Origin of the sequence: Lysinibacillus sp. SGAir0095 (assembly GCF_005491425.1) — a bacterium.
Taxonomy (GTDB): domain Bacteria; phylum Bacillota; class Bacilli; order Bacillales_A; family Planococcaceae; genus Ureibacillus.
Window position 1 is genome coordinate 3,729,932 of record NZ_CP028083.1, and the last position, 19,462, is coordinate 3,749,393.

The 19,462-nt window shown below is 41.2% G+C and carries 15 protein-coding genes, 9 tRNA genes and 3 rRNA genes; 1 reads left to right on the forward strand and 26 read right to left on the reverse strand.

Translation table 11 applies throughout. The annotated features are described in order from the left end of the window. Window positions 1-11: 11 nt before the first annotated feature. Complete coding sequence (locus tag C1N55_RS18280) at window positions 12-1,970, forward strand: ABC-F family ATP-binding cassette domain-containing protein (RefSeq protein ID WP_137730127.1); 1,959 nt, start codon at window positions 12-14, stop codon at window positions 1,968-1,970. A 452-nt stretch (window positions 1,971-2,422) separates the two neighbouring features. Here the strand turns inward: C1N55_RS18280 and tsaD are convergent, their stop codons facing one another. The 26 genes from tsaD to C1N55_RS18410 all read right to left on the reverse strand — a co-directional run bounded on the left by tsaD (window position 2,423) and on the right by C1N55_RS18410 (window position 19,454). Continuing rightward, window positions 2,423-3,439 (reverse strand): tRNA (adenosine(37)-N6)-threonylcarbamoyltransferase complex transferase subunit TsaD, encoded by a 1,017-nt coding sequence (gene tsaD / locus C1N55_RS18285; protein ID WP_137730128.1) that lies wholly within the window; start codon window positions 3,437-3,439, stop codon window positions 2,423-2,425. After that, a complete protein-coding gene (gene rimI / locus C1N55_RS18290) occupies window positions 3,432-3,881 on the reverse strand; it encodes a ribosomal protein S18-alanine N-acetyltransferase (protein ID WP_137730129.1) in 450 nt (149 codons plus the stop codon). The genes tsaD and rimI overlap by 8 nt, the downstream gene beginning before the upstream one ends. Before the next feature lie 3 nt (window positions 3,882-3,884). After that, window positions 3,885-4,586 carry a tRNA (adenosine(37)-N6)-threonylcarbamoyltransferase complex dimerization subunit type 1 TsaB gene (gene tsaB / locus C1N55_RS18295; protein WP_137730130.1) on the reverse strand — a complete coding sequence of 234 codons (702 nt, stop codon included), beginning with the start codon at window positions 4,584-4,586 and terminating at the stop codon, window positions 3,885-3,887. After that, the gene (gene tsaE, locus C1N55_RS18300; protein ID WP_137730131.1) at window positions 4,583-5,035 is read right to left on the reverse strand and encodes a tRNA (adenosine(37)-N6)-threonylcarbamoyltransferase complex ATPase subunit type 1 TsaE; all 453 of its coding nucleotides are present in this window, start codon (window positions 5,033-5,035) and stop codon (window positions 4,583-4,585) included. Before tsaE ends, tsaB begins: the two co-directional genes overlap by 4 nt. 185 nt (window positions 5,036-5,220) lie before the next feature. Beyond that, on the reverse strand, window positions 5,221-5,577 hold the full coding sequence (locus C1N55_RS18305) for a hypothetical protein (protein WP_168193902.1): 357 nt from the start codon (window positions 5,575-5,577) through the stop codon (window positions 5,221-5,223). A gap of 157 nt (window positions 5,578-5,734) precedes the next feature. Next, window positions 5,735-5,810: transfer RNA gene (locus C1N55_RS18310), tRNA-Asp, on the reverse strand. 369 nt (window positions 5,811-6,179) lie between these two features. After that, window positions 6,180-6,295: ribosomal RNA gene (gene rrf / locus C1N55_RS18315) — 5S ribosomal RNA — on the reverse strand. 64 nt (window positions 6,296-6,359) lie between these two features. Next, window positions 6,360-9,279, reverse strand: a 23S ribosomal RNA gene (locus C1N55_RS18320). A 437-nt stretch (window positions 9,280-9,716) separates the two neighbouring features. Beyond that, a 16S ribosomal RNA gene (locus C1N55_RS18325) occupies window positions 9,717-11,270 on the reverse strand. Together the 16S, 23S and 5S rRNA genes with 9 tRNA genes alongside form the textbook arrangement of a ribosomal RNA operon. A 129-nt stretch (window positions 11,271-11,399) precedes the next feature. Then, window positions 11,400-11,473, reverse strand: a tRNA-Gly gene (locus C1N55_RS18330). 14 nt (window positions 11,474-11,487) lie between these two features. Continuing rightward, window positions 11,488-11,564, reverse strand: a tRNA-Arg gene (locus C1N55_RS18335). Between the two features lie 19 nt (window positions 11,565-11,583). Beyond that, window positions 11,584-11,669, reverse strand: a tRNA-Leu gene (locus C1N55_RS18340). Between the two features lie 59 nt (window positions 11,670-11,728). Next, a tRNA-Lys gene (locus C1N55_RS18345) sits at window positions 11,729-11,803 on the reverse strand. A 7-nt stretch (window positions 11,804-11,810) separates the two neighbouring features. Then, window positions 11,811-11,885: transfer RNA gene (locus tag C1N55_RS18350), tRNA-Gln, on the reverse strand. 4 nt (window positions 11,886-11,889) lie between these two features. Beyond that, window positions 11,890-11,965 (reverse strand) — tRNA-Asp (locus tag C1N55_RS18355). Window positions 11,966-11,997: 32 nt separating this feature from the next. Continuing rightward, window positions 11,998-12,072, reverse strand: a tRNA-Glu gene (locus C1N55_RS18360). A gap of 1 nt (window position 12,073) precedes the next feature. Then, window positions 12,074-12,148, reverse strand: a tRNA-Asn gene (locus C1N55_RS18365). 260 nt (window positions 12,149-12,408) lie between these two features. Next, window positions 12,409-12,870, reverse strand: coding sequence for a SprT family protein (locus C1N55_RS18370; protein WP_137730133.1), 462 nt, complete (start codon window positions 12,868-12,870; stop codon window positions 12,409-12,411). A gap of 114 nt (window positions 12,871-12,984) precedes the next feature. After that, the gene (locus tag C1N55_RS18375; protein ID WP_370452628.1) at window positions 12,985-15,141 is read right to left on the reverse strand and encodes a Tex family protein; all 2,157 of its coding nucleotides are present in this window, start codon (window positions 15,139-15,141) and stop codon (window positions 12,985-12,987) included. A 386-nt stretch (window positions 15,142-15,527) separates the two neighbouring features. After that, on the reverse strand, window positions 15,528-16,307 hold the full coding sequence (gene sigB / locus C1N55_RS18380) for an RNA polymerase sigma factor SigB (RefSeq protein ID WP_137730134.1): 780 nt from the start codon (window positions 16,305-16,307) through the stop codon (window positions 15,528-15,530). After that, the gene (gene rsbW, locus C1N55_RS18385) at window positions 16,285-16,758 is read right to left on the reverse strand and encodes an anti-sigma B factor RsbW (protein ID WP_137730135.1); all 474 of its coding nucleotides are present in this window, start codon (window positions 16,756-16,758) and stop codon (window positions 16,285-16,287) included. Before rsbW ends, sigB begins: the two co-directional genes overlap by 23 nt. Further along, on the reverse strand, window positions 16,745-17,080 hold the full coding sequence (locus C1N55_RS18390) for an STAS domain-containing protein (RefSeq protein ID WP_137730136.1): 336 nt from the start codon (window positions 17,078-17,080) through the stop codon (window positions 16,745-16,747). Before C1N55_RS18390 ends, rsbW begins: the two co-directional genes overlap by 14 nt. 75 nt (window positions 17,081-17,155) lie before the next feature. Then, complete coding sequence (locus tag C1N55_RS18395) at window positions 17,156-18,154, reverse strand: PP2C family protein-serine/threonine phosphatase (RefSeq protein WP_137730137.1); 999 nt, start codon at window positions 18,152-18,154, stop codon at window positions 17,156-17,158. 13 nt (window positions 18,155-18,167) lie between these two features. Further along, window positions 18,168-18,566, reverse strand: a complete 399-nt coding sequence (locus C1N55_RS18400; protein ID WP_137730138.1) for an anti-sigma regulatory factor — start codon at window positions 18,564-18,566, stop codon at window positions 18,168-18,170. 305 nt (window positions 18,567-18,871) lie between these two features. Then, on the reverse strand, window positions 18,872-19,222 hold the full coding sequence (locus C1N55_RS18405; protein WP_107937700.1) for a type II toxin-antitoxin system PemK/MazF family toxin: 351 nt from the start codon (window positions 19,220-19,222) through the stop codon (window positions 18,872-18,874). Window positions 19,223-19,226: 4 nt separating this feature from the next. Further along, window positions 19,227-19,454 (reverse strand): hypothetical protein, encoded by a 228-nt coding sequence (locus tag C1N55_RS18410; RefSeq protein ID WP_370452630.1) that lies wholly within the window; start codon window positions 19,452-19,454, stop codon window positions 19,227-19,229. Window positions 19,455-19,462: the final 8 nt, after the last annotated feature.

A 19,462-nucleotide genomic window follows, 5' to 3' on the forward strand; every position in this document is an offset into this window, starting at 1 on the left:
AGGTGTAAAAAATGATTGTTTTACAAGTAAATCAATTATATAAATCTTTTGTGACAGATGAAATACTTAGTGGCGTAAAATTAGAAGTTCAACATAGAGATCGAGTTGCATTAGTCGGGCGTAATGGAGCCGGAAAATCAACATTACTCAAAATTATCGCAGGTCAAATGTCGTATGATTCAGGCGAAATTATCATTCCTAAGGACGTCAGGATTGGCTATTTAGAGCAGCATGCCGGCATAGAGTCAAACTTGTCGATTTGGGACGAAATGATGACAATATTCGATTCCTTGCGAAGCCAGGAAAGTAAATTACGTTCACTTGAACAACGAATGGCTGATCCAGCTGTTTACGAAAATCCGGAAAGCTATGCACGGATAATGGCAGAGTATGATCAATTACAGCATGATTTTAAGGATGCTGGTGGTTATCAATACGAAGCAGATACTCGTTCAGTGCTTCACGGAATGCAGTTTTTCCCGGAGGATTACGAAAAACCTATCTTATCCCTTTCCGGTGGGCAAAGAACGCGCTTAGCATTAGCAAAGTTATTATTAAGTAAGCCCGATCTTTTAATTTTGGACGAGCCTACTAACCATCTTGATATCGAAACTTTAAGCTGGTTGGAAAATTACCTAAAGGGGTACGAGGGTGCAATCCTAATTGTTTCCCATGACCGTTACTTCTTGGACCAGGTTGTGTCGATTGTTTACGAGGTTTCCAGAACTCATGTGACAAAATATGTTGGAAACTACAGTGCATATTTAGATGAGAAGGCAAAAAACTATGAACGAGATCTAAAAATGTTCGAACGCCAGCAGGATGAAAAAGCAAAACTAGAGGCATTTATTCAAAAAAATATTGCCCGTGCTTCCACAACAAAAATGGCCCAAAGCCGCAGAAAGGTTCTTGAACGAACAGAGTGGATGGATTCACCTGATGGGGATGAGCGTTTAGCAAACTTTGGCTTTACCATTGATCGACAAAGTGGAAATGATGTACTGTCGGTTGATGACCTGATAATCGGCTATACGGAAAAAACTATCTCCAAAAACATAAATATGCGTATCTTCCGTGAAGACCGTATTGCACTTGTGGGACCAAACGGTGTTGGGAAATCCACCCTACTTAAAACCATCGTCAAAGACTTGCCTATTCAATCAGGGGGTATTCGATATGGCGCAAATGTTCAAATTGGTTATTATGACCAAGAACAAGCTAAACTAACTGGTAACAAATCCGTACTCCAAGAGCTTTGGGATGAATGGCCATTATTAAATGAAAAGGATATTCGTACGATATTGGGGCGTTTTTTATTTAGTGGTGATGATGTTTCAAAGCCAGTTAGTTCATTATCTGGTGGAGAAAAAGCTCGGGTTGCACTAGCAAAGCTCATGATGCAAAAAGCAAATTTGCTCGTATTGGATGAGCCGACCAACCATCTTGACTTAGACAGTAAAGAGGTTTTGGAGAATGCGCTTATTGATTATCCCGGTACCCTATTATTCGTTTCCCATGACCGTTATTTTATAAATCGTATCGCGACGAAGGTAGTCGAATTATCGGGAACTGGTTCTTTTGAATACTTGGGCGACTACGATTATTATCTTGAAAAAAAACAAGAACTTAAAGAATTAGCGGAAATGAAAGCTGCTGCAAATAAGACATCCATAAAAGTAACAGACTCGACACCGACGTCTAAAGCTTCTACTTCCCAAATTGATAAGGATGCAAAAAAGCGTGAACGACAGATCCGTCGTACGATTGAAGAAATTGAAAAGAATATGGTTGAAGTAAGTGAACAAATTGCAAGCATTGAAGCTAAGCTTTGTGAACCAGATATCTTTAAGGATCATGAACAAGTGATGAAGTACCAATCTGAACTTGATTCTATAAAATCAGCGCACGAGGAACTTGAATTACAATGGCTCGAGTTAAATGATGAGCTTGAGAATATTATATCCTCCTAATAGAAACTGACTGAATACCATGTGCATATGTACATGGTATTTTTATTATCCCTCAATAATTTACATATATCTTGGTCAATAGACAAATTTCGATAAAAAATCTCCACAAATTTATACACACCATAAATTTAGTAATATCAACATATCAACACACTTTTCCACATTATCCACAGTTTTATTTTTATTAATCCACAATTCATTGTGTAAAAAATGACACTATATATAGTTTTACCACACCTTATCCCCAACTTATCCACAATTTGTGCATAAGTACGAATGTTCGCCTTGACAATTTTAAAAAAATATTGTTAGTCTGTGGATAAGTTTTCTGAAAAATTATACAAAAAGTGAATAACTCAATAACTTAGGAAAAAGTCGACATAAATTAGAATGGTTTATTTTATTAAAAAAATAAAAGCTGCTTCAAATTACTTTGAAACAGCAAACTTCTTTTATATCCAACTTTTTAATTCCTTACCTGGAATCCCATTCATAGCGAGGTCGCCTCGAACTCCTGCCTCATACATATAAGATGCAGCTGCACCAATCATGGCTGCGTTATCCGTACATAGCTTTAAAGGAGGGACAATAAACGGTATGTTCTCAGCTCTAAAGGCTATTTCTAAGCTTGTTCTTAACCCTTTGTTCGCAGATACACCACCAGCGGCAATCACTTGCTTTACTTTGAATTCACGTGCAGCACGTAATGTTTTTGTTGTTAATACTTCTACTACACTGTCCTGGAAGCCTTTTGCAACTTTTTGTGGATTGATTACTTCTCCACGTTGATCCATATTATGCTTATAATTAATAACGGCTGATTTTAATCCACTAAAGCTGAAGTCGTATGAGTTCTCGTCTAGCCAAGCACGAGGAAAATCAATTCCCTCTTCTGCCTCATGTGCCAGCCTGTCAATATGTGGTCCACCTGGATAAGGCATATTTAGAACACGTGCCACTTTGTCATAGGCCTCTCCTGCCGCATCGTCTCGGGTTTCCCCTATCACTTCAAAGCTCCCATGCTCCTTCATTAGTACCAGTTCCGTATGACCTCCTGATACCACTAAGGCTAATAGAGGAAACTGCATCGGCTCAACTAATGCATTTGCATAAATATGACCTGCTATATGATGCACCGGGATGAGCGGTAAGCAATGAGCAAATGCAAAAGCTTTTGCAGCATTAATGCCTATTAATAGTGCTCCTACTAATCCAGGTCCTTCTGTTACAGCTACTGCAGTTAAATCTGACGGCTGCATGTTTGCGTTTTCTAAAGTTTCTTCTATTACTACTGTAATTTGTTCGACATGGTGTCTTGATGCTACTTCTGGAACTACACCACCAAAGCGTTTTTGACTTTCGATTTGTGAAGCTACGACGTTAGAAACAATCTCCGTACCATTTCTAATGATAGCAGCTGCTGTTTCATCACAGCTTGTCTCGATTGCTAATATATATTGATCATTCATTTAAATTCACCCACATTACTAGAGCATCTTCTTGATTATCTGTATAGTATCCCTTACGAACTCCACCATCCTGGAACCCGAGTTTTCTGTAAAGATTCTGTGCAACAAAGTTCGACAATCGAACCTCAAGACTCATAACATCTACATTACGTTCTTTTGCTATACGCATGGCTTCACGCATCAGTCCCTCACCAATACCAAGACCACGTGCCGCTTCGACTACAGCTACATTTGTAATTTGTGCTGTATCAATAACCAGCCACATTCCACAAAATCCAATAATCTTACCATCATGATTTTCTGCCACAACATAGTAAGCAAAATTATTTTCTCTCATTTCATAATGAAACGAATCCAATGTCCAAGGGGTTGGAAAGGATGCTAACTCAATTTCATGAACAACCTCTACATCCTTTGGGGTCATTTTACGATAAAGTACCATTTCTTACTGCCCCTTTTTCTGATCCTTGATCCAATTTGCTTCTGCCTCTGAAATTCGATGATATTGCGGAACAAAGCTGTGAACTTCTTCTACTATTGGCAGTGGTTGCTTTTGTGCCAATTCAATTAGCTTAGATCCTTTTGGTAAGGCTTGCGATGAAGATACAAAGCTCGCCTGATCACCTAATTGCTCCATAATCTTTTCCTTGAAGTTGTCCACATCTAATCCAACGAACAAAACTGGCTCATTCAATTGTTGTAACTGTTCTAATAAGCTCTCTATGGAATTGTGGTGTTCTTTAATGACTGGTTGTAATGTGGTAGCCTGATACACTGCAGCATATACATTCTGTCTTCTTGCATCGAACAATGAACAGATAACGCCATTAAAGTTTCCCCCATTAGCTGCTAATACTTGTAAGCTCGATACTCCTACTAAAGGTTTTTTTAACGTCCAAGCCAATGTTTTTGCAATCGTCACACCAATTCTCAGACCCGTATAGGAACCCGGACCTTCTGAGACTGCAATAGCATCAATATCAGCTGGTTTTAATTCTGCTTTTCTGAAAAGCTCTTCTATTGTGGGCATCACTGTAACAGAATGCGTAAGTTTTTCATTTTGTACAATTTCCTCTACAACTTGTCCATCCTTTACAATGGCGATGGATAGAGGTGAATTGGATGTTTCAATTCCTAACCAAATCATTTTAATAACTCCTCACACAATCGTTCATATCGACTACCGATTGGTTTTAATACAAATTTTCTTTTATCATTATCAATTCGATTAATTTCTATTGCTAATCGTTCATCAGGTAAATACTCTTCTATTAAATGTGCCCATTCCACTACACTCACTGCATCGCCATAAAAGATTTCTTCCCATCCAAGATCCTCATCACTATCCGCTAAACGATAAACATCTAAATGATTAAAAGGTAATCTACCCTCATATTGCTTCATTATTGTGAAGGTTGGACTATTTACAATTCTTGTAATTCCTAAACCCTTTGCAAGCGCTTGTGTAAATGTTGTTTTTCCCGCTCCCAAATCGCCTTCAAGCGTAATCGTATCCTGAGCCTCCAAAAGGAGTGCCAAGCTTTGTGCAAGGCTTTGTGTTTCTTCTAAGGATGCAACTTCTTTTTCATAAATCATTTTAAACTATCCTCTCACATTCACATTACCCTAAGTTTACCTAAACATAGATAAATGTTCAAAGTCTAAACTTATAACTCCAAAAGAAAGCACATTATTTTAATATGTATCAATGAAGATTGAAATTATTAGTGCGATGCTGATTTCGATTTTGTTATTTCATCGTTACTCCATTTTGGTGATTTTTATCGGGTTGAATAGCCCGACTTTTCAACTACTTTTTTCTCTATTACATTTCCATTCTGAAAATGAATTTCGTAGCTTTGAGTCATAAGTGTTTCATCATCCCAAACATATATTCCATCTTCAACTTGCTTTCCTTCTCCCTTTGCGACCTTCACTACTTCGAAATAGGACATTCCATTTTTTACTTTTTCGTATTCCTCTTCATTCATATATTGTTGCCAACGGAATGAATTCATTCCTTCAACCTCATGATATTTATTCACTGTATGATACCATTGTGAAAGAAGCACAATTATTCCAGCGATAACGATAAATAACAAGGCCAATATATTTCGTCTTAATCTTGTTTTATTCAATAAAATCACCTCAAAAAATGACTTACTACCACTATATTTTTGTGACAGTGACATCATGTGACTTTACTGAAAAAAGTAGATTTTTAGTTTTGAAAGTTAAATAAATAGAAAAAGCTCACATAAAGCGATGCTTTACATGAGCGTAAATACAATATGATGGCGGTCCCGACCGGGATCGAACCGGCGATCTCCTGCGTGACAGGCAGGCATGTTAACCGCTACACCACGGGACCAATTTCCATTCTTCAATAAAGATATCATTTTTTAGTTATTTTTACAATATTATTTTAAATTTTACCTCTTCATAATTGAAAAAGAATATCGCAGTCATTTTATTATAAATGATTTTCTCTTACCTTCACTTTGTCTTCGTGGCGAAGGCTTGAAGAACTCTAGCAGTTTGTAATACCGGTTTTATTAGTGATTTATCTTTATTTTGTCACGCTACCCCTTGTATTGGTTATCTCCGTTTTGTCACGTTACAGCTACAGCTCTTATTGAGATCTTTCTGATATCTTTTTCTTAACTGCGCTTAACATTCGATTTCTATAGTTGGGGTTTTTTGCAATAAAAAAACCACTGAATCCTCAGTGGTTTCATTTGCCTAGCGACGTCCTACTCTCACAGGGGGAAGCCCCCAACTACCATCGGCGCTAAAGAGCTTAACTTCCGTGTTCGGTATGGGAACGGGTGTGACCTCTTTGCCATCATCACTAGACTTATTTAGTTGAAAGAACTTTGTTCTCTCAAAACTGGATAAAGACATTGACTGCATTCAAGATTTGGTTAAGTCCTCGATCGATTAGTATTCGTCAGCTCCATGTGTCACCACACTTCCACCTCGAACCTATCTACCTCATCGTCTTTGAGGGATCTTACTTACTTGCGTAATGGGAAATCTCATCTTGAGGGGGGCTTCATGCTTAGATGCTTTCAGCACTTATCCCGTCCACACATAGCTACCCAGCGATGCCTTTGGCAAGACAACTGGTACACCAGCGGTATGTCCATCCCGGTCCTCTCGTACTAAGGACAGCTCCTCTCAAATTTCCTACGCCCACGACGGATAGGGACCGAACTGTCTCACGACGTTCTGAACCCAGCTCGCGTACCGCTTTAATGGGCGAACAGCCCAACCCTTGGGACCGACTACAGCCCCAGGATGCGATGAGCCGACATCGAGGTGCCAAACCTCCCCGTCGATGTGGACTCTTGGGGGAGATAAGCCTGTTATCCCCGGGGTAGCTTTTATCCGTTGAGCGATGGCCCTTCCATGCGGAACCACCGGATCACTAAGCCCGTCTTTCGACCCTGCTCGACTTGTAGGTCTCGCAGTCAAGCTCCCTTGTGCCTTTACACTCTACGAATGATTTCCAACCATTCTGAGGGAACCTTTGGGCGCCTCCGTTACCTTTTAGGAGGCGACCGCCCCAGTCAAACTGTCCACCTGACACTGTCTCCTACCCGGCTTACGGGTATGGGTTAGAATTTCAATACAACCAGGGTAGTATCCCACCGACGCCTCCCTCGAAGCTGGCGCTCCGAGTTCTCTGGCTCCTACCTATCCTGTACAAGTTGTACCAAAATTCAATATCAGGCTACAGTAAAGCTCCACGGGGTCTTTCCGTCCTGTCGCGGGTAACCTGCATCTTCACAGGTACTATAATTTCACCGAGTCTCTCGTTGAGACAGTGCCCAGATCGTTACGCCTTTCGTGCGGGTCGGAACTTACCCGACAAGGAATTTCGCTACCTTAGGACCGTTATAGTTACGGCCGCCGTTTACTGGGGCTTCAATTCAGAGCTTCGCTTGCGCTAACCCCTCCTCTTAACCTTCCAGCACCGGGCAGGCGTCAGCCCCTATACGTCACCTTACGGTTTTGCAGAGACCTGTGTTTTTGCTAAACAGTCGCCTGGGCCTATTCACTGCGGCTCTCATTGCTGAGAGCACCCCTTCTCCCGAAGTTACGGGGTCATTTTGCCGAGTTCCTTAACGAGAGTTCTCTCGCACACCTTAGGATTCTCTCCTCGACTACCTGTGTCGGTTTGCGGTACGGGCACCTCCCGCCTCGCTAGAGGCTTTTCTTGGCAGCGTGAAATCAGATACTTCGCTCTAAAGAGCTCCCCATCACAGCTCAACGTTACAGGAAGCGGATTTGCCTACTTCCACGCCTTACTGCTTGGGCGTACTCAACCAACGGTACGCTTATCTTATCCTACTGCGTCCCCCCATTACTCAAACGGCGGGGAGGTGGTACAGGAATATCAACCTGTTGTCCATCGTCTACGCCTATCGGCCTCGACTTAGGTCCCGACTAACCCTGAGCGGACGAGCCTTCCTCAGGAAACCTTAGTCATACGGTGGATGGGATTCTCACCCATCTTTCGCTACTCATACCGGCATTCTCACTTCTAAGCGCTCCACCAGTCCTTCCGGTCTGACTTCAACGCACTTAGAACGCTCTCCTACCACGGACATCTTAGATGTCCATCCACAGCTTCGGTGAATCGTTTAGCCCCGATACATTTTCGGCGCAGCGTCACTCGACCAGTGAGCTATTACGCACTCTTTAAATGATGGCTGCTTCTAAGCCAACATCCTGGTTGTCTAAGCAACGCCACATCCTTTTCCACTTAACGATTACTTTGGGACCTTAGCTGGTGGTCTGGGCTGTTTCCCTTTTGACTACGGATCTTATCACTCGCAGTCTGACTCCCGTGTATAAATATCTGGCATTCGGAGTTTGTCTGAATTCGGTAAAGCGAGATGCCCCCCTAGTCCAAACAGTGCTCTACCTCCAGTATTCTCTATCACGAGGCTAGCCCTAAAGCTATTTCGGAGAGAACCAGCTATCTCCAAGTTCGATTGGAATTTCTCCGCTACCCACACCTCATCCCCGCACTTTTCAACGTGCGTGGGTTCGGGCCTCCAGTGAGTGTTACCTCACCTTCACCCTGGACATGGGTAGATCACCTGGTTTCGGGTCTACGACCACGTACTAATTCGCCCTATTCAGACTCGCTTTCGCTACGGCTCCGCCTTCTCAGCTTAACCTTGCACGTAATCGTAACTCGCCGGTTCATTCTACAAAAGGCACGCTATCACCCATTAACGGGCTCTAACTACTTGTAGGCACACGGTTTCAGGTTCTATTTCACTCCCCTTCCGGGGTGCTTTTCACCTTTCCCTCACGGTACTGGTTCACTATCGGTCACTAGGTAGTATTTAGCCTTGGGAGATGGTCCTCCCGGATTCCGACGGAATTTCACGTGTTCCGCCGTACTCAGGATACACTCAAGAGAGAATGAACTTTCGACTACGGGGCTTTTACCCGCTATGGCAGACCTTTCCAGATCGCTTCGCCTAATTCATTCCTTTGTAACTCCATATAGAGTGTCCTACAACCCCAAGAGGCAAGCCTCTTGGTTTGGGCTCTTCCCGTTTCGCTCGCCGCTACTCAGGGAATCGAATAATTTCTTTCTCTTCCTCCAGGTACTTAGATGTTTCAGTTCCCTGGGTCTGCCTTCAAGACGCTATGTATTCACGTCAAGATACTGTTCCATTACGAACAGTGGGTTCCCCCATTCGGAAATCTCCGGATCAAAGCTTACTTACAGCTCCCCGAAGCATATCGGTGTTAGTGCCGTCCTTCTTCGGCTCCTAGTGCCAAGGCATCCACCGTGCGCCCTTAATAACTTAACCTAATTCGGCTTCCAATACACATCGTTATCCAGCGTCAACTGCACTCACTCACATCCTCATGTACCTAAGTACACTGCGGTGTTCACTCGCTTGTTTCCTTGTCTAACTCGTGTCTTGAAACCCTCAGTTTATAGTTACTGCTTTTCTTATAAAAAGAAAAGACTTAAGAACTTTACGATAAATTACTTGAATTTTGTTGCTTTCAATGTCGTTTTATCCAGTTTTCAAAGAACAAATCAGCTGACTTCAATCACATCGTGACTAAACATCAGTGAAATACTCCGTGCAGATTTGCGACGAAAGCTTTGAATTACTTCCTAGCTTTTCTTCGCGGCAGGAGCACAATTTGAAAATTCATTGCTGAACCTTCAAAACTGAACACAAAACGTTAATGTTGGTTTGACCAAAAGGTCAACCATTCCGTTAAATATCCTTAGAAAGGAGGTGATCCAGCCGCACCTTCCGATACGGCTACCTTGTTACGACTTCACCCCAATCATCTGTCCCACCTTCGACGGCTGGCTCCCAAAAGGGTTACCCCACCGGCTTCGGGTGTTACAAACTCTCGTGGTGTGACGGGCGGTGTGTACAAGGCCCGGGAACGTATTCACCGCGGCATGCTGATCCGCGATTACTAGCGATTCCGGCTTCATGTAGGCGAGTTGCAGCCTACAATCCGAACTGAGAACGGTTTTATCGGATTAGCTCCCCCTCGCGGGTTGGCAACCGTTTGTACCGTCCATTGTAGCACGTGTGTAGCCCAGGTCATAAGGGGCATGATGATTTGACGTCATCCCCACCTTCCTCCGGTTTGTCACCGGCAGTCTCCTTAGAGTGCCCAACTAAATGATGGCAACTAAGAACAAGGGTTGCGCTCGTTGCGGGACTTAACCCAACATCTCACGACACGAGCTGACGACAACCATGCACCACCTGTCACCACTGTCCCCGAAGGGAAAGCTATGTCTCCATAGCGGTCAATGGGATGTCAAGACCTGGTAAGGTTCTTCGCGTTGCTTCGAATTAAACCACATGCTCCACCGCTTGTGCGGGCCCCCGTCAATTCCTTTGAGTTTCAGTCTTGCGACCGTACTCCCCAGGCGGAGTGCTTAATGCGTTAGCTGCAGCACTAAGGGGCGGAAACCCCCTAACACTTAGCACTCATCGTTTACGGCGTGGACTACCAGGGTATCTAATCCTGTTTGCTCCCCACGCTTTCGCGCCTCAGTGTCAGTTACAGACCAGAAAGTCGCCTTCGCCACTGGTGTTCCTCCAAATCTCTACGCATTTCACCGCTACACTTGGAATTCCACTTTCCTCTTCTGCACTCAAGTCCCCCAGTTTCCAATGACCCTCCACGGTTGAGCCGTGGGCTTTCACATCAGACTTAAAGGACCACCTGCGCGCGCTTTACGCCCAATAATTCCGGACAACGCTTGCCACCTACGTATTACCGCGGCTGCTGGCACGTAGTTAGCCGTGGCTTTCTAATAAGGTACCGTCAAGGTACAGCCAGTTACTACTGTACTTGTTCTTCCCTTACAACAGAGTTTTACGATCCGAAAACCTTCTTCACTCACGCGGCGTTGCTCCATCAGGCTTTCGCCCATTGTGGAAGATTCCCTACTGCTGCCTCCCGTAGGAGTCTGGGCCGTGTCTCAGTCCCAGTGTGGCCGATCACCCTCTCAGGTCGGCTACGCATCGTCGCCTTGGTGAGCCGTTACCTCACCAACTAGCTAATGCGCCGCGGGCCCATCCTATAGCGATAGCGTAAACCATCTTTCAACATTTCAACAGGAGATGAAATGTATTATTCGGTATTAGCCCCGGTTTCCCGGAGTTATCCCCAACTATAGGGCAGGTTGCCCACGTGTTACTCACCCGTCCGCCGCTAACTTGACAGGAGCAAGCTCCCATCAAGTCCGCTCGACTTGCATGTATTAGGCACGCCGCCAGCGTTCGTCCTGAGCCAGGATCAAACTCTCCATAAAAGAGAAAATTTGATTAGCTCAAATTTTGCTGGCATCAATTTTGATGTCCAAAATTTCGTTTCCCTAAATTATATAGAAGAAACTATGTTCATTAACGTTTTGTTGTTCAGTTTTCAAGGTTCATAAATTTGGAGCGGGTGATGAGAATCGAACTCACGACATCAGCTTGGAAGGCTGAGGTTTTACCATTAAACTACACCCGCGTATTAAATTAATATGGCGCGCCCGGCAGGAGTCGAACCCACAACCTTCTGATCCGTAGTCAGACGCTCTATCCAATTGAGCTACGGGCGCGTATTTGAAATGTGCTACTTGGTGCGGCCGAGAGGACTTGAACCTCCACGGGGTTGCCCCCACTAGGCCCTCAACCTAGCGCGTCTGCCATTCCGCCACGACCGCGTTTAAATGAAGACTCCACTAATTATACACCATTCTCAAACATTGTCAAGAATAAAAACTGGTGAGCCATGAAGGACTTGAACCTTCGACCCTCTGATTAAAAGTCAGATGCTCTACCACTGAGCTAATGGCTCGTACAAATGGCTGGGGTACCAGGATTCGAACCTGGGCATGACGGAATCAAAATCCGTTGCCTTACCGCTTGGCTATACCCCAACAATGGCGGTCCCGACCGGGATCGAACCGGCGATCTCCTGCGTGACAGGCAGGCATGTTAACCGCTACACCACGGGACCAAATTGCTTTTGTACCTATATTAAATAATAAGTGGTGACCCGTACGGGATTCGAACCCGTGTTACCGCCGTGAAAGGGCGGTGTCTTAACCACTTGACCAACGGGCCATGGCTCCGAAGGTAGGACTCGAACCTACGACCAACCGGTTAACAGCCGGTTGCTCTACCACTGAGCTACTTCGGAATAATTTGTTGCGACTTATCTTGTCGACTTTTATTATTATAGAGACACTCTTCTATAAAGTCAATACTTTTACTAAAAGTTTTTTTCATCTCTTCGATATCAGACGAAAACCCTTATGTATCAAGGCTTCAAAAACTATTTAAAATGAAACAGCTCTAATATAATGTGCACTTTCACAAAAAAACATACATTTAAATTTGCTTCTCAACAACAAGTTCCAAGCTATCTTTTCTATTCTATACTTACTACATATAAAAACATTAATCTGCTTTTCTTTCTATTAACCGACCTCGACATTTACCACATCGATATTTGTTCACGTTCATTCTTCTCTTACGGGGATAACTCTGTTTACAATCAACACATTCATATATGTATGTTTTAGTACTCGTCTGTTTCTTGTTTTCTTCGATTGTAGAACAAAATCGAGGTGCCCCTACTTTTTTTAGCAACGCTCGAAAATCTGCATCGCGATGTTTATAGCCCCTACCTCTTATATGAAGATGATAATGGCACAGTTCATGAAGGATAATTCCACGCAATTCTTCTAAACCAAAAATTTCATAGAATTTTTTATTGAATTCGATATTATGGCTCTTTAGTAGGTAACGCCCTCCAGTTGTCCGTAATCTACTATTAAAATAAGCTTGATGTAAAAATGGTACAGCAAAATGCTTTAAAGATAATTCCTCTACTAACAATTGAAGATCTTGATCCGTCACCTGTATCTCCTCCAAGCAATAATCTATCCTATCATCCAAAGAATAATAAGTGTAATACATACAACAAACACTTTGGTTAATAGTCACCAAAGTGTTCGTTCGATTTATTGATTATTATTGAATTAATTCGACCTGTTTCTCAGGGGCTATCATAGTCAAAGCTATACGACCTTTGTTTACTTCTACTTTGTCAACCCATACCGTTACAATATCCCCTAAGGAGACAACCTCCAAAGGATGTTTGATACGACGTTTTTGTAGTTTCGAAATATGGACTAATCCGTCTTGTTTTACCCCTATATCCACAAATGCACCAAAATCGACTACATTCCGGACTGTTCCTTGTAGTTCCATCCCTACCTGTAAATCTTCCATCTTTAATACATCTGTTTTTAATAATGGTTGTGGGAAAGCGTCTCGTGGATCTCGTGTTGGCTTCATTAATGTATCGACAATATCCTTCACCGTTACTTCACCGACAATAAGCTGGTCACTTAAAGCTTTAACATCCATCACAGTAAGGGCTTCCTCACATTTTCTGGAACCGACATCCTTCTTGGATAAACCTACATTTGCCAATATTTCCTCAGCTAATTTGTAGCTTTCCGGATGAATTCCGGTTGCATCAAGTGGATTCTTTGCTTCCGCTATTCGCAAGAAACCAATTGCTTGTTCATATGTTTTAGCACCTAAACGAGGGATTTTCTTTAGTTGTGCTCGTGATGAGAACTTCCCACTATCACTACGAGCATTTACGATATTTTCCGCTACAGTTTTCGATAGACCAGATACATATTGAAGAAGAGAGGCTGATGCAGTATTTACGTCCACCCCTACCTGGTTAACTGCTGTTTCTACTATAAATGTTAATGACTCTGCTAATTTCTTTTGTGATACGTCATGTTGGTATTGGCCAACCCCAACTGCTTTTGGCTCTATTTTAACAAGTTCTGATAACGGATCTTGTAACCGTCGAGCGATTGAAACCGCACTTCTTTGCTCTACTTGCAAGTCTGGGAACTCGTTACGAGCAACTTCGGAAGCTGAATAAACGGATGCTCCAGCTTCATTTACGATTACATAAGCAATATCCTGCTCAACTTCTTTTAGCACGTCAGCAACAAACTGCTCCGTTTCTCGAGAAGCTGTTCCGTTTCCGATTGCAACAATTGAAATTGGATATTTGCCTAATAAAGCTTTCATGACAGCTTTCGATTTCGCTACATCTGGTTTAGGGGGATGTGGGTAAATTGCTGTTACTTCCAGCATTTTACCTGTCTCGTCTACCACTGCTAATTTACAACCTGTTCGATAAGCTGGATCGACACCTAAAACCATTTTCCCTCGCATTGGTGGCTGTAATAAAAGGCTTTTCAAATTTTCTGCGAAGATATGAATTGCCTGTTCTTCTGCTTTTTCTGTTAATTCACTACGCAATTCACGTTCGATAGAAGGTTGAATTAATCGCTTGTACCCATCTTCAATCGCTTCCCTTACTTGTGAAACGGCAGATGAAGAAGAATTATAGGGAACCCAAGCCTTTTCCATAATTTGAAGTACTCTGTCCAAAGGAACATGAATAGATACTTTCAGAATATCTTCTTTCTCACCTCGATTAAGGGCCAACGTTCTATGAGGCACAATATACTTTACAGGTTCTTCATACTCGTAGTACATTTCAAAGACTTTTTTCTCATCTTTCTCGGCATCTTTCACAGAAGCAGCAACTTTCCCTTCCCTCCAGGAAAGCTTTCTTATTTGATCACGAACTTGTGCGTCATCTGCAAATCTTTCAGCTAATATATCCTTTGCTCCAGTTAAAGCATCTTCTACTGTCTCGACACTTTTTTCTGTATCTAGGAATGAAAGAGCAACTTTTTCAATGTCTTCTTTTGCAAATTTCATTAATTCATCGGCTAGTGGTTCTAACCCTTTTTCTTTTGCAATCGTCGCTTTCGTACGTCGTTTTTGCTTATACGGTCTATATAAATCTTCTACACGCTGTAAGACTGTAGCCGCTTGAATTGATACTTGCAATTCCTCTGTTAGTTTTCCTTGTTCATCGATTAGACGAATAACCTCTTCTTTACGTTGTTCTAATTGCTGTATGTAGTGATATCGATCTTCAATCGTTTTTATTTGTACCTCATCTAACGAACCGGTTGCTTCTTTACGGTAACGCGCAATAAAGGGAACTGTATTTCCATCTTCTAATAATTTTATAACTGCTTCAACTTGATGCGGTTTAACCAATGCATCAGTTGCAATCATTTGTAGCATTTTCTTTTCTTCCATCATCCCACAGCCTTTCAATTTTTCATAAGTGAAATATCCATTAGAATATATTTTAATCTCTAAACACGTGTAGGGAACAGACGCTTAGAACACTTATTGCGCCACTTCTTTTCTACGAATTATTCTTTATTTTTATACGGTTTCCCTTTTCGTTCGAAATTTCTTAAAGTCGAATAAACCTAGTTTAACATTTATAAACCCTTTTCTTCTATTATCACCCTTTCCTAAAAAAGTTTTAAACAAATCAGGAGCTTTTTCACAATAAAAAAGTCCACCTACTCAAATAAATTGATAGGCAGACTTGTCCATTGTTATCTTAATCAGTGTAAAAGTATTACTAAATAATAAACAGGTGTAATGCTCTACACTACACCATCCGCAGTAATAACTTGCTGCAGTTTTTTAATAGCCTTTCTTTGAAGTCGTGATACATGCATCTGAGAAATCCCGAGCATTTCTCCGGCTTCCTTTTGGCTTAATTGATCATAATAAGTTAATTTGAGAATCTCTTTTTCACGTTCATCCAGGGTTTCCATTGCCTCTGACACAACGATTCGACGATTTGTCCTTTCGAATCCATCATCTTCTTTCCCAACTACATCCATCAAGGTGACGGTACCACCTTCAGAGTCAGCATCAATGGAATGATCCATTGATAGGGCATGGTAGCTCTTGCTCATTTCCATTGCCTCTAGAACATCTTCTTCTTCCACTTCCAGATACTCTGCGATTTCTTGGATTGAAGGAGAGTATTGTAGCTTGGTTGTTAGAAATTCAGCTGCCGTTTTAATTTTCGGGCCAAGCTCTTTAATCCGTCGAGGTACATGTACATCCCACGTTTTGTCACGTAAATATCGTTTGATTTCTCCCACGACAGTCGGAACAGCAAAAGCTTCAAAGCTTCTGCCCAAAGACGTATCAAAACGTCGGATTGCCCCAAGCAATCCAATCATCCCCACTTGTACTATATCCTCGTAATTTGTTTTACCATAAGAATATTTCCTAGCAATGGATTCTACTAAATTATTGTAATGAATGACTAAACGATCTAAAGCCTCTTGTGCTTCTGATTGTTGATATTCTTGTATCCACTTTAGAATTTCTTCAGCAGATTTACGATTATCTGGTGATTGACTGGACATTTTCCTTCACCTGCTCTCTCGTGACATATTTTGTCATGAAAACAGTGACTCCACCTTCATTATTGTTCACTCTGACCTCGTCCATTAATGTCTCCATTAAGTAAAGCCCAAGTCCGCCTTCTCTTAATAATTCAACACTTTCATCTTCTTGGTATGGACCAATTTGTGATTTAACCTCTTCAAAGTTAAAGCTATGTCCATAATCCGACACCATGACCTCGATTTTATCTGCATATAAAGCAACGCCAATGACAATTTCCCCATCCTCATGACTACCATAAGCATGCTGTACTACATTTGTCACTGCTTCACTAACGGCGATTTTCATATCTTCGATTTCATCATAGGAAAATCCAACGCGAGAAGCTAATCCAGAAACAGTTAATCTTATTACACTAACGTACTGTGGCTTTGCAGGAACTCGAATTTCAATGTAGTCAAATGCTCGCATTGGTTGTCCCACCTTTTTCTATTTCCATTAATTCACTAAGTCCTGTAATATCAAATAACCTTGTTAATCTCGCAGACAGGTTTACTAATTTTAAAGTAGCATTTTCTTTTACAATTTTTTTATAAAAAGCAACAAATACTCCTAACCCTGTACTGTCCATATAATTTACATTCGATAAATCCAATTCAACGACTAAGCCCTCTGACAGATGAATCATCTCTAGCTCGTCTCTTAAAATTGGCGCTGTATACGTATCAATTTCACCTTCGATAAACCCTAACAGTAAATCGCCATCTTCTCGGAATTGAACATTTACATTCATATTAGACACCTCCCACAATTACCTATTGGTCTTTTCCCCATTTTATAAGCGTTAAACCTATTTTTTTGAAAAAAATTATTTTTTTATGATCAATATTGTGAAATCATCTTCCAATTTATAATCATGAAGTTTTTGTAATTCACTATGAATTAGCTCACATACCTCTTGAGCAGTACAATGAGGAATGTTAGCCAGAGCAAGCTCTTTAATAATTTCGCGTGTGTCAAATTCCTCTTTGTTTCGGAAATCAGTTACACCATCAGTCATCACAATCACGAAATCGCCGTCTTTTAATTCAATATCCTGTTGTGTATATTTCGCTTCAGGTAAGATGCCAAGCAACAAGCCCTTTGATTCCAAATCGTAGAATTCTTGATTTTCCGCATTGTAATATAGAGATGGTTCATGACCAGCCGAACTCCATGTAAGTACGTCTGTTTTTAAGTTATAGCGTATATAGCATAATGAAACAAACATGCTATCATCTATGCTTTTTTCAATAATTCTATTTAGTACTTCAAGAACATAGGAAGGATTACTCTTTGCGTATTCCAGAGTGTCCAACCCATACTTCACCATTGACATACAAAGGGCAGCTGGAACCCCTTTACCAACTACGTCAGTAACGGCAACGCCTAAATAACGTTCATCGTCATGCATGAAATGAACATAGTCTCCATTCATTTTTCTGAGAGGAATTGATAGCATTCCGATATCAACCGAGCGTGGGTTTGGTATTTCTGTCTCTAATAATAGATTTTGAATTTTTGCTGCGATATCCATCTCAATACGCAATTCTTCTTGTTTTGCTAATAAAGCCTGGTGTTCTTGAACCTTTAATCCAAAATGCACCATTACCTCTATTAAAAAATCATAACCATGCAATACTGAATCCGGTAAATCATCATAAATTTCTTCAAGCGCTTGTTTGTGAATACTAATAACCTCTTCTGGTGTTACATTTTTTTGAATCATTCGTTTAATAAAATTTTGGCCAATATATAATTCATTTTCACTCTGGTTGCCAATATAGTCCGATAAGATTTTTTTATATTGTTTTCTTATCTGCTCCAATTAAACACACACCCTAACTTAGCCATTTCACAACTTTAACAAAAGTCCCCTTGCCTACCTCAGATTGAATATCAATTGAATCTACAAGTCTCTTAACAGCTGGAAGACCTCCACCAGTACTGCTTGTTGCATAGTCATCTTCTAGTATTTTATGGACCTCTGTCATCCCTTGTCCTTTATCAATCGATGAAATGGAAATTCCTCTCATATCATCTTCCTCTATTTCCTCAATCACAATTTTCCCAGCACGGGCATATAGTAATATATTTTTGGCGAGTTCACCAATAGCAGTTGTAATTCGGGATTGGTCCACATCACTGAACCCAATCTCCTTTGCCTCATCTCGTCCTAGCTTTCGTGCAGTTACAATATCTAACTCTGTCACTATCTCAACTATTTTCGCTTCTCTCATCACTGCACCCCCATTTTGCTATTAAATTAATCGGAACGCATACTATAATTCTAGCAAATATGTATAAAATTTAATAATTCTAATATATATTATCTTATATCGCCACATCAAATTTGTAACGAAAAATAGACAAAAGATTTCGCAAATAGAAAGTGAGTTCTAAATTTTCATTAATTAATCTAATTCAAATTTTCACTCATAGGTTGCTAATCATACCTATATGGATATACACTAAACTTTTTCTTTTAAAAAAAGAATGACCCAAAAGAATTAATCTTTTAGGTCATACCTTTACATTTTATGTATTAAAATTTCATTAATCCTAGACTTATTTCAAGTGCAACGTCCACTTTTTCCATAAGTTCATCATCTAATTGGGTTATACGATCTGTCAACCTAGATTTATCTATCGTACGCAATTGTTCAAGCAAAATTACCGAATTTCTTTCGAAACCATACTTTTTAGCATCAATTTCGACATGAGTCGGCAATTTTGCTTTTTGAATTTGCGCAGTAATCGCAGCGATGATTACAGTTGGACTAAACCGATTACCTATATCGTTTTGAAGGATTAATACGGGCCTCGTACCGCCTTGTTCAGATCCCACAACTGGTGAGAGATCTGCAAAAAACACGTCCCCTCGTTTCACAATCAAAATGTCATCCCCCGCTTACGAGACGCTCTACCATATGTTCCGCTTCATACTCTGCATGTAGACATTCGCTACAAATGTTCAGGTTGATTTGCGACATTTCCACATAGCCTTTCATTAAAGCTTCCCGTATTTGATTTGGTTGCTTGTGCGTAGACAATCTACGAGATGAAATATAAACAAAACTTTCACTTTCTCGTGATTTTTGCTCAAGTGTATTAAATGCCATTAACATTTCTTGAG

Coding starts and splice junctions, on each gene's coding strand:
- C1N55_RS18400 (WP_137730138.1), bottom strand. CDS start 18,566: ATGAGAGAAGCGAAAATAGTTGAGATAGTGACAGAGTTAGATATTGTA.
- sigB (WP_137730134.1), bottom strand. CDS start 16,307: ATGTCCAGTCAATCACCAGATAATCGTAAATCTGCTGAAGAAATTCTA.
- C1N55_RS18280 (WP_137730127.1), top strand. CDS start 12: ATGATTGTTTTACAAGTAAATCAATTATATAAATCTTTTGTGACAGAT.
- tsaD (WP_137730128.1), bottom strand. CDS start 3,439: ATGAATGATCAATATATATTAGCAATCGAGACAAGCTGTGATGAAACA.
- C1N55_RS18375 (WP_370452628.1), bottom strand. CDS start 15,141: ATGATTGCAACTGATGCATTGGTTAAACCGCATCAAGTTGAAGCAGTT.
- tsaE (WP_137730131.1), bottom strand. CDS start 5,035: ATGATTTATGAAAAAGAAGTTGCATCCTTAGAAGAAACACAAAGCCTT.
- rsbW (WP_137730135.1), bottom strand. CDS start 16,758: ATGCGAGCATTTGACTACATTGAAATTCGAGTTCCTGCAAAGCCACAG.
- rimI (WP_137730129.1), bottom strand. CDS start 3,881: ATGGTACTTTATCGTAAAATGACCCCAAAGGATGTAGAGGTTGTTCAT.
- C1N55_RS18390 (WP_137730136.1), bottom strand. CDS start 17,080: ATGAATGTAAATGTTCAATTCCGAGAAGATGGCGATTTACTGTTAGGG.
- tsaB (WP_137730130.1), bottom strand. CDS start 4,586: ATGATTTGGTTAGGAATTGAAACATCCAATTCACCTCTATCCATCGCC.
- C1N55_RS18410 (WP_370452630.1), bottom strand. CDS start 19,454: ATGTTAATGGCATTTAATACACTTGAGCAAAAATCACGAGAAAGTGAA.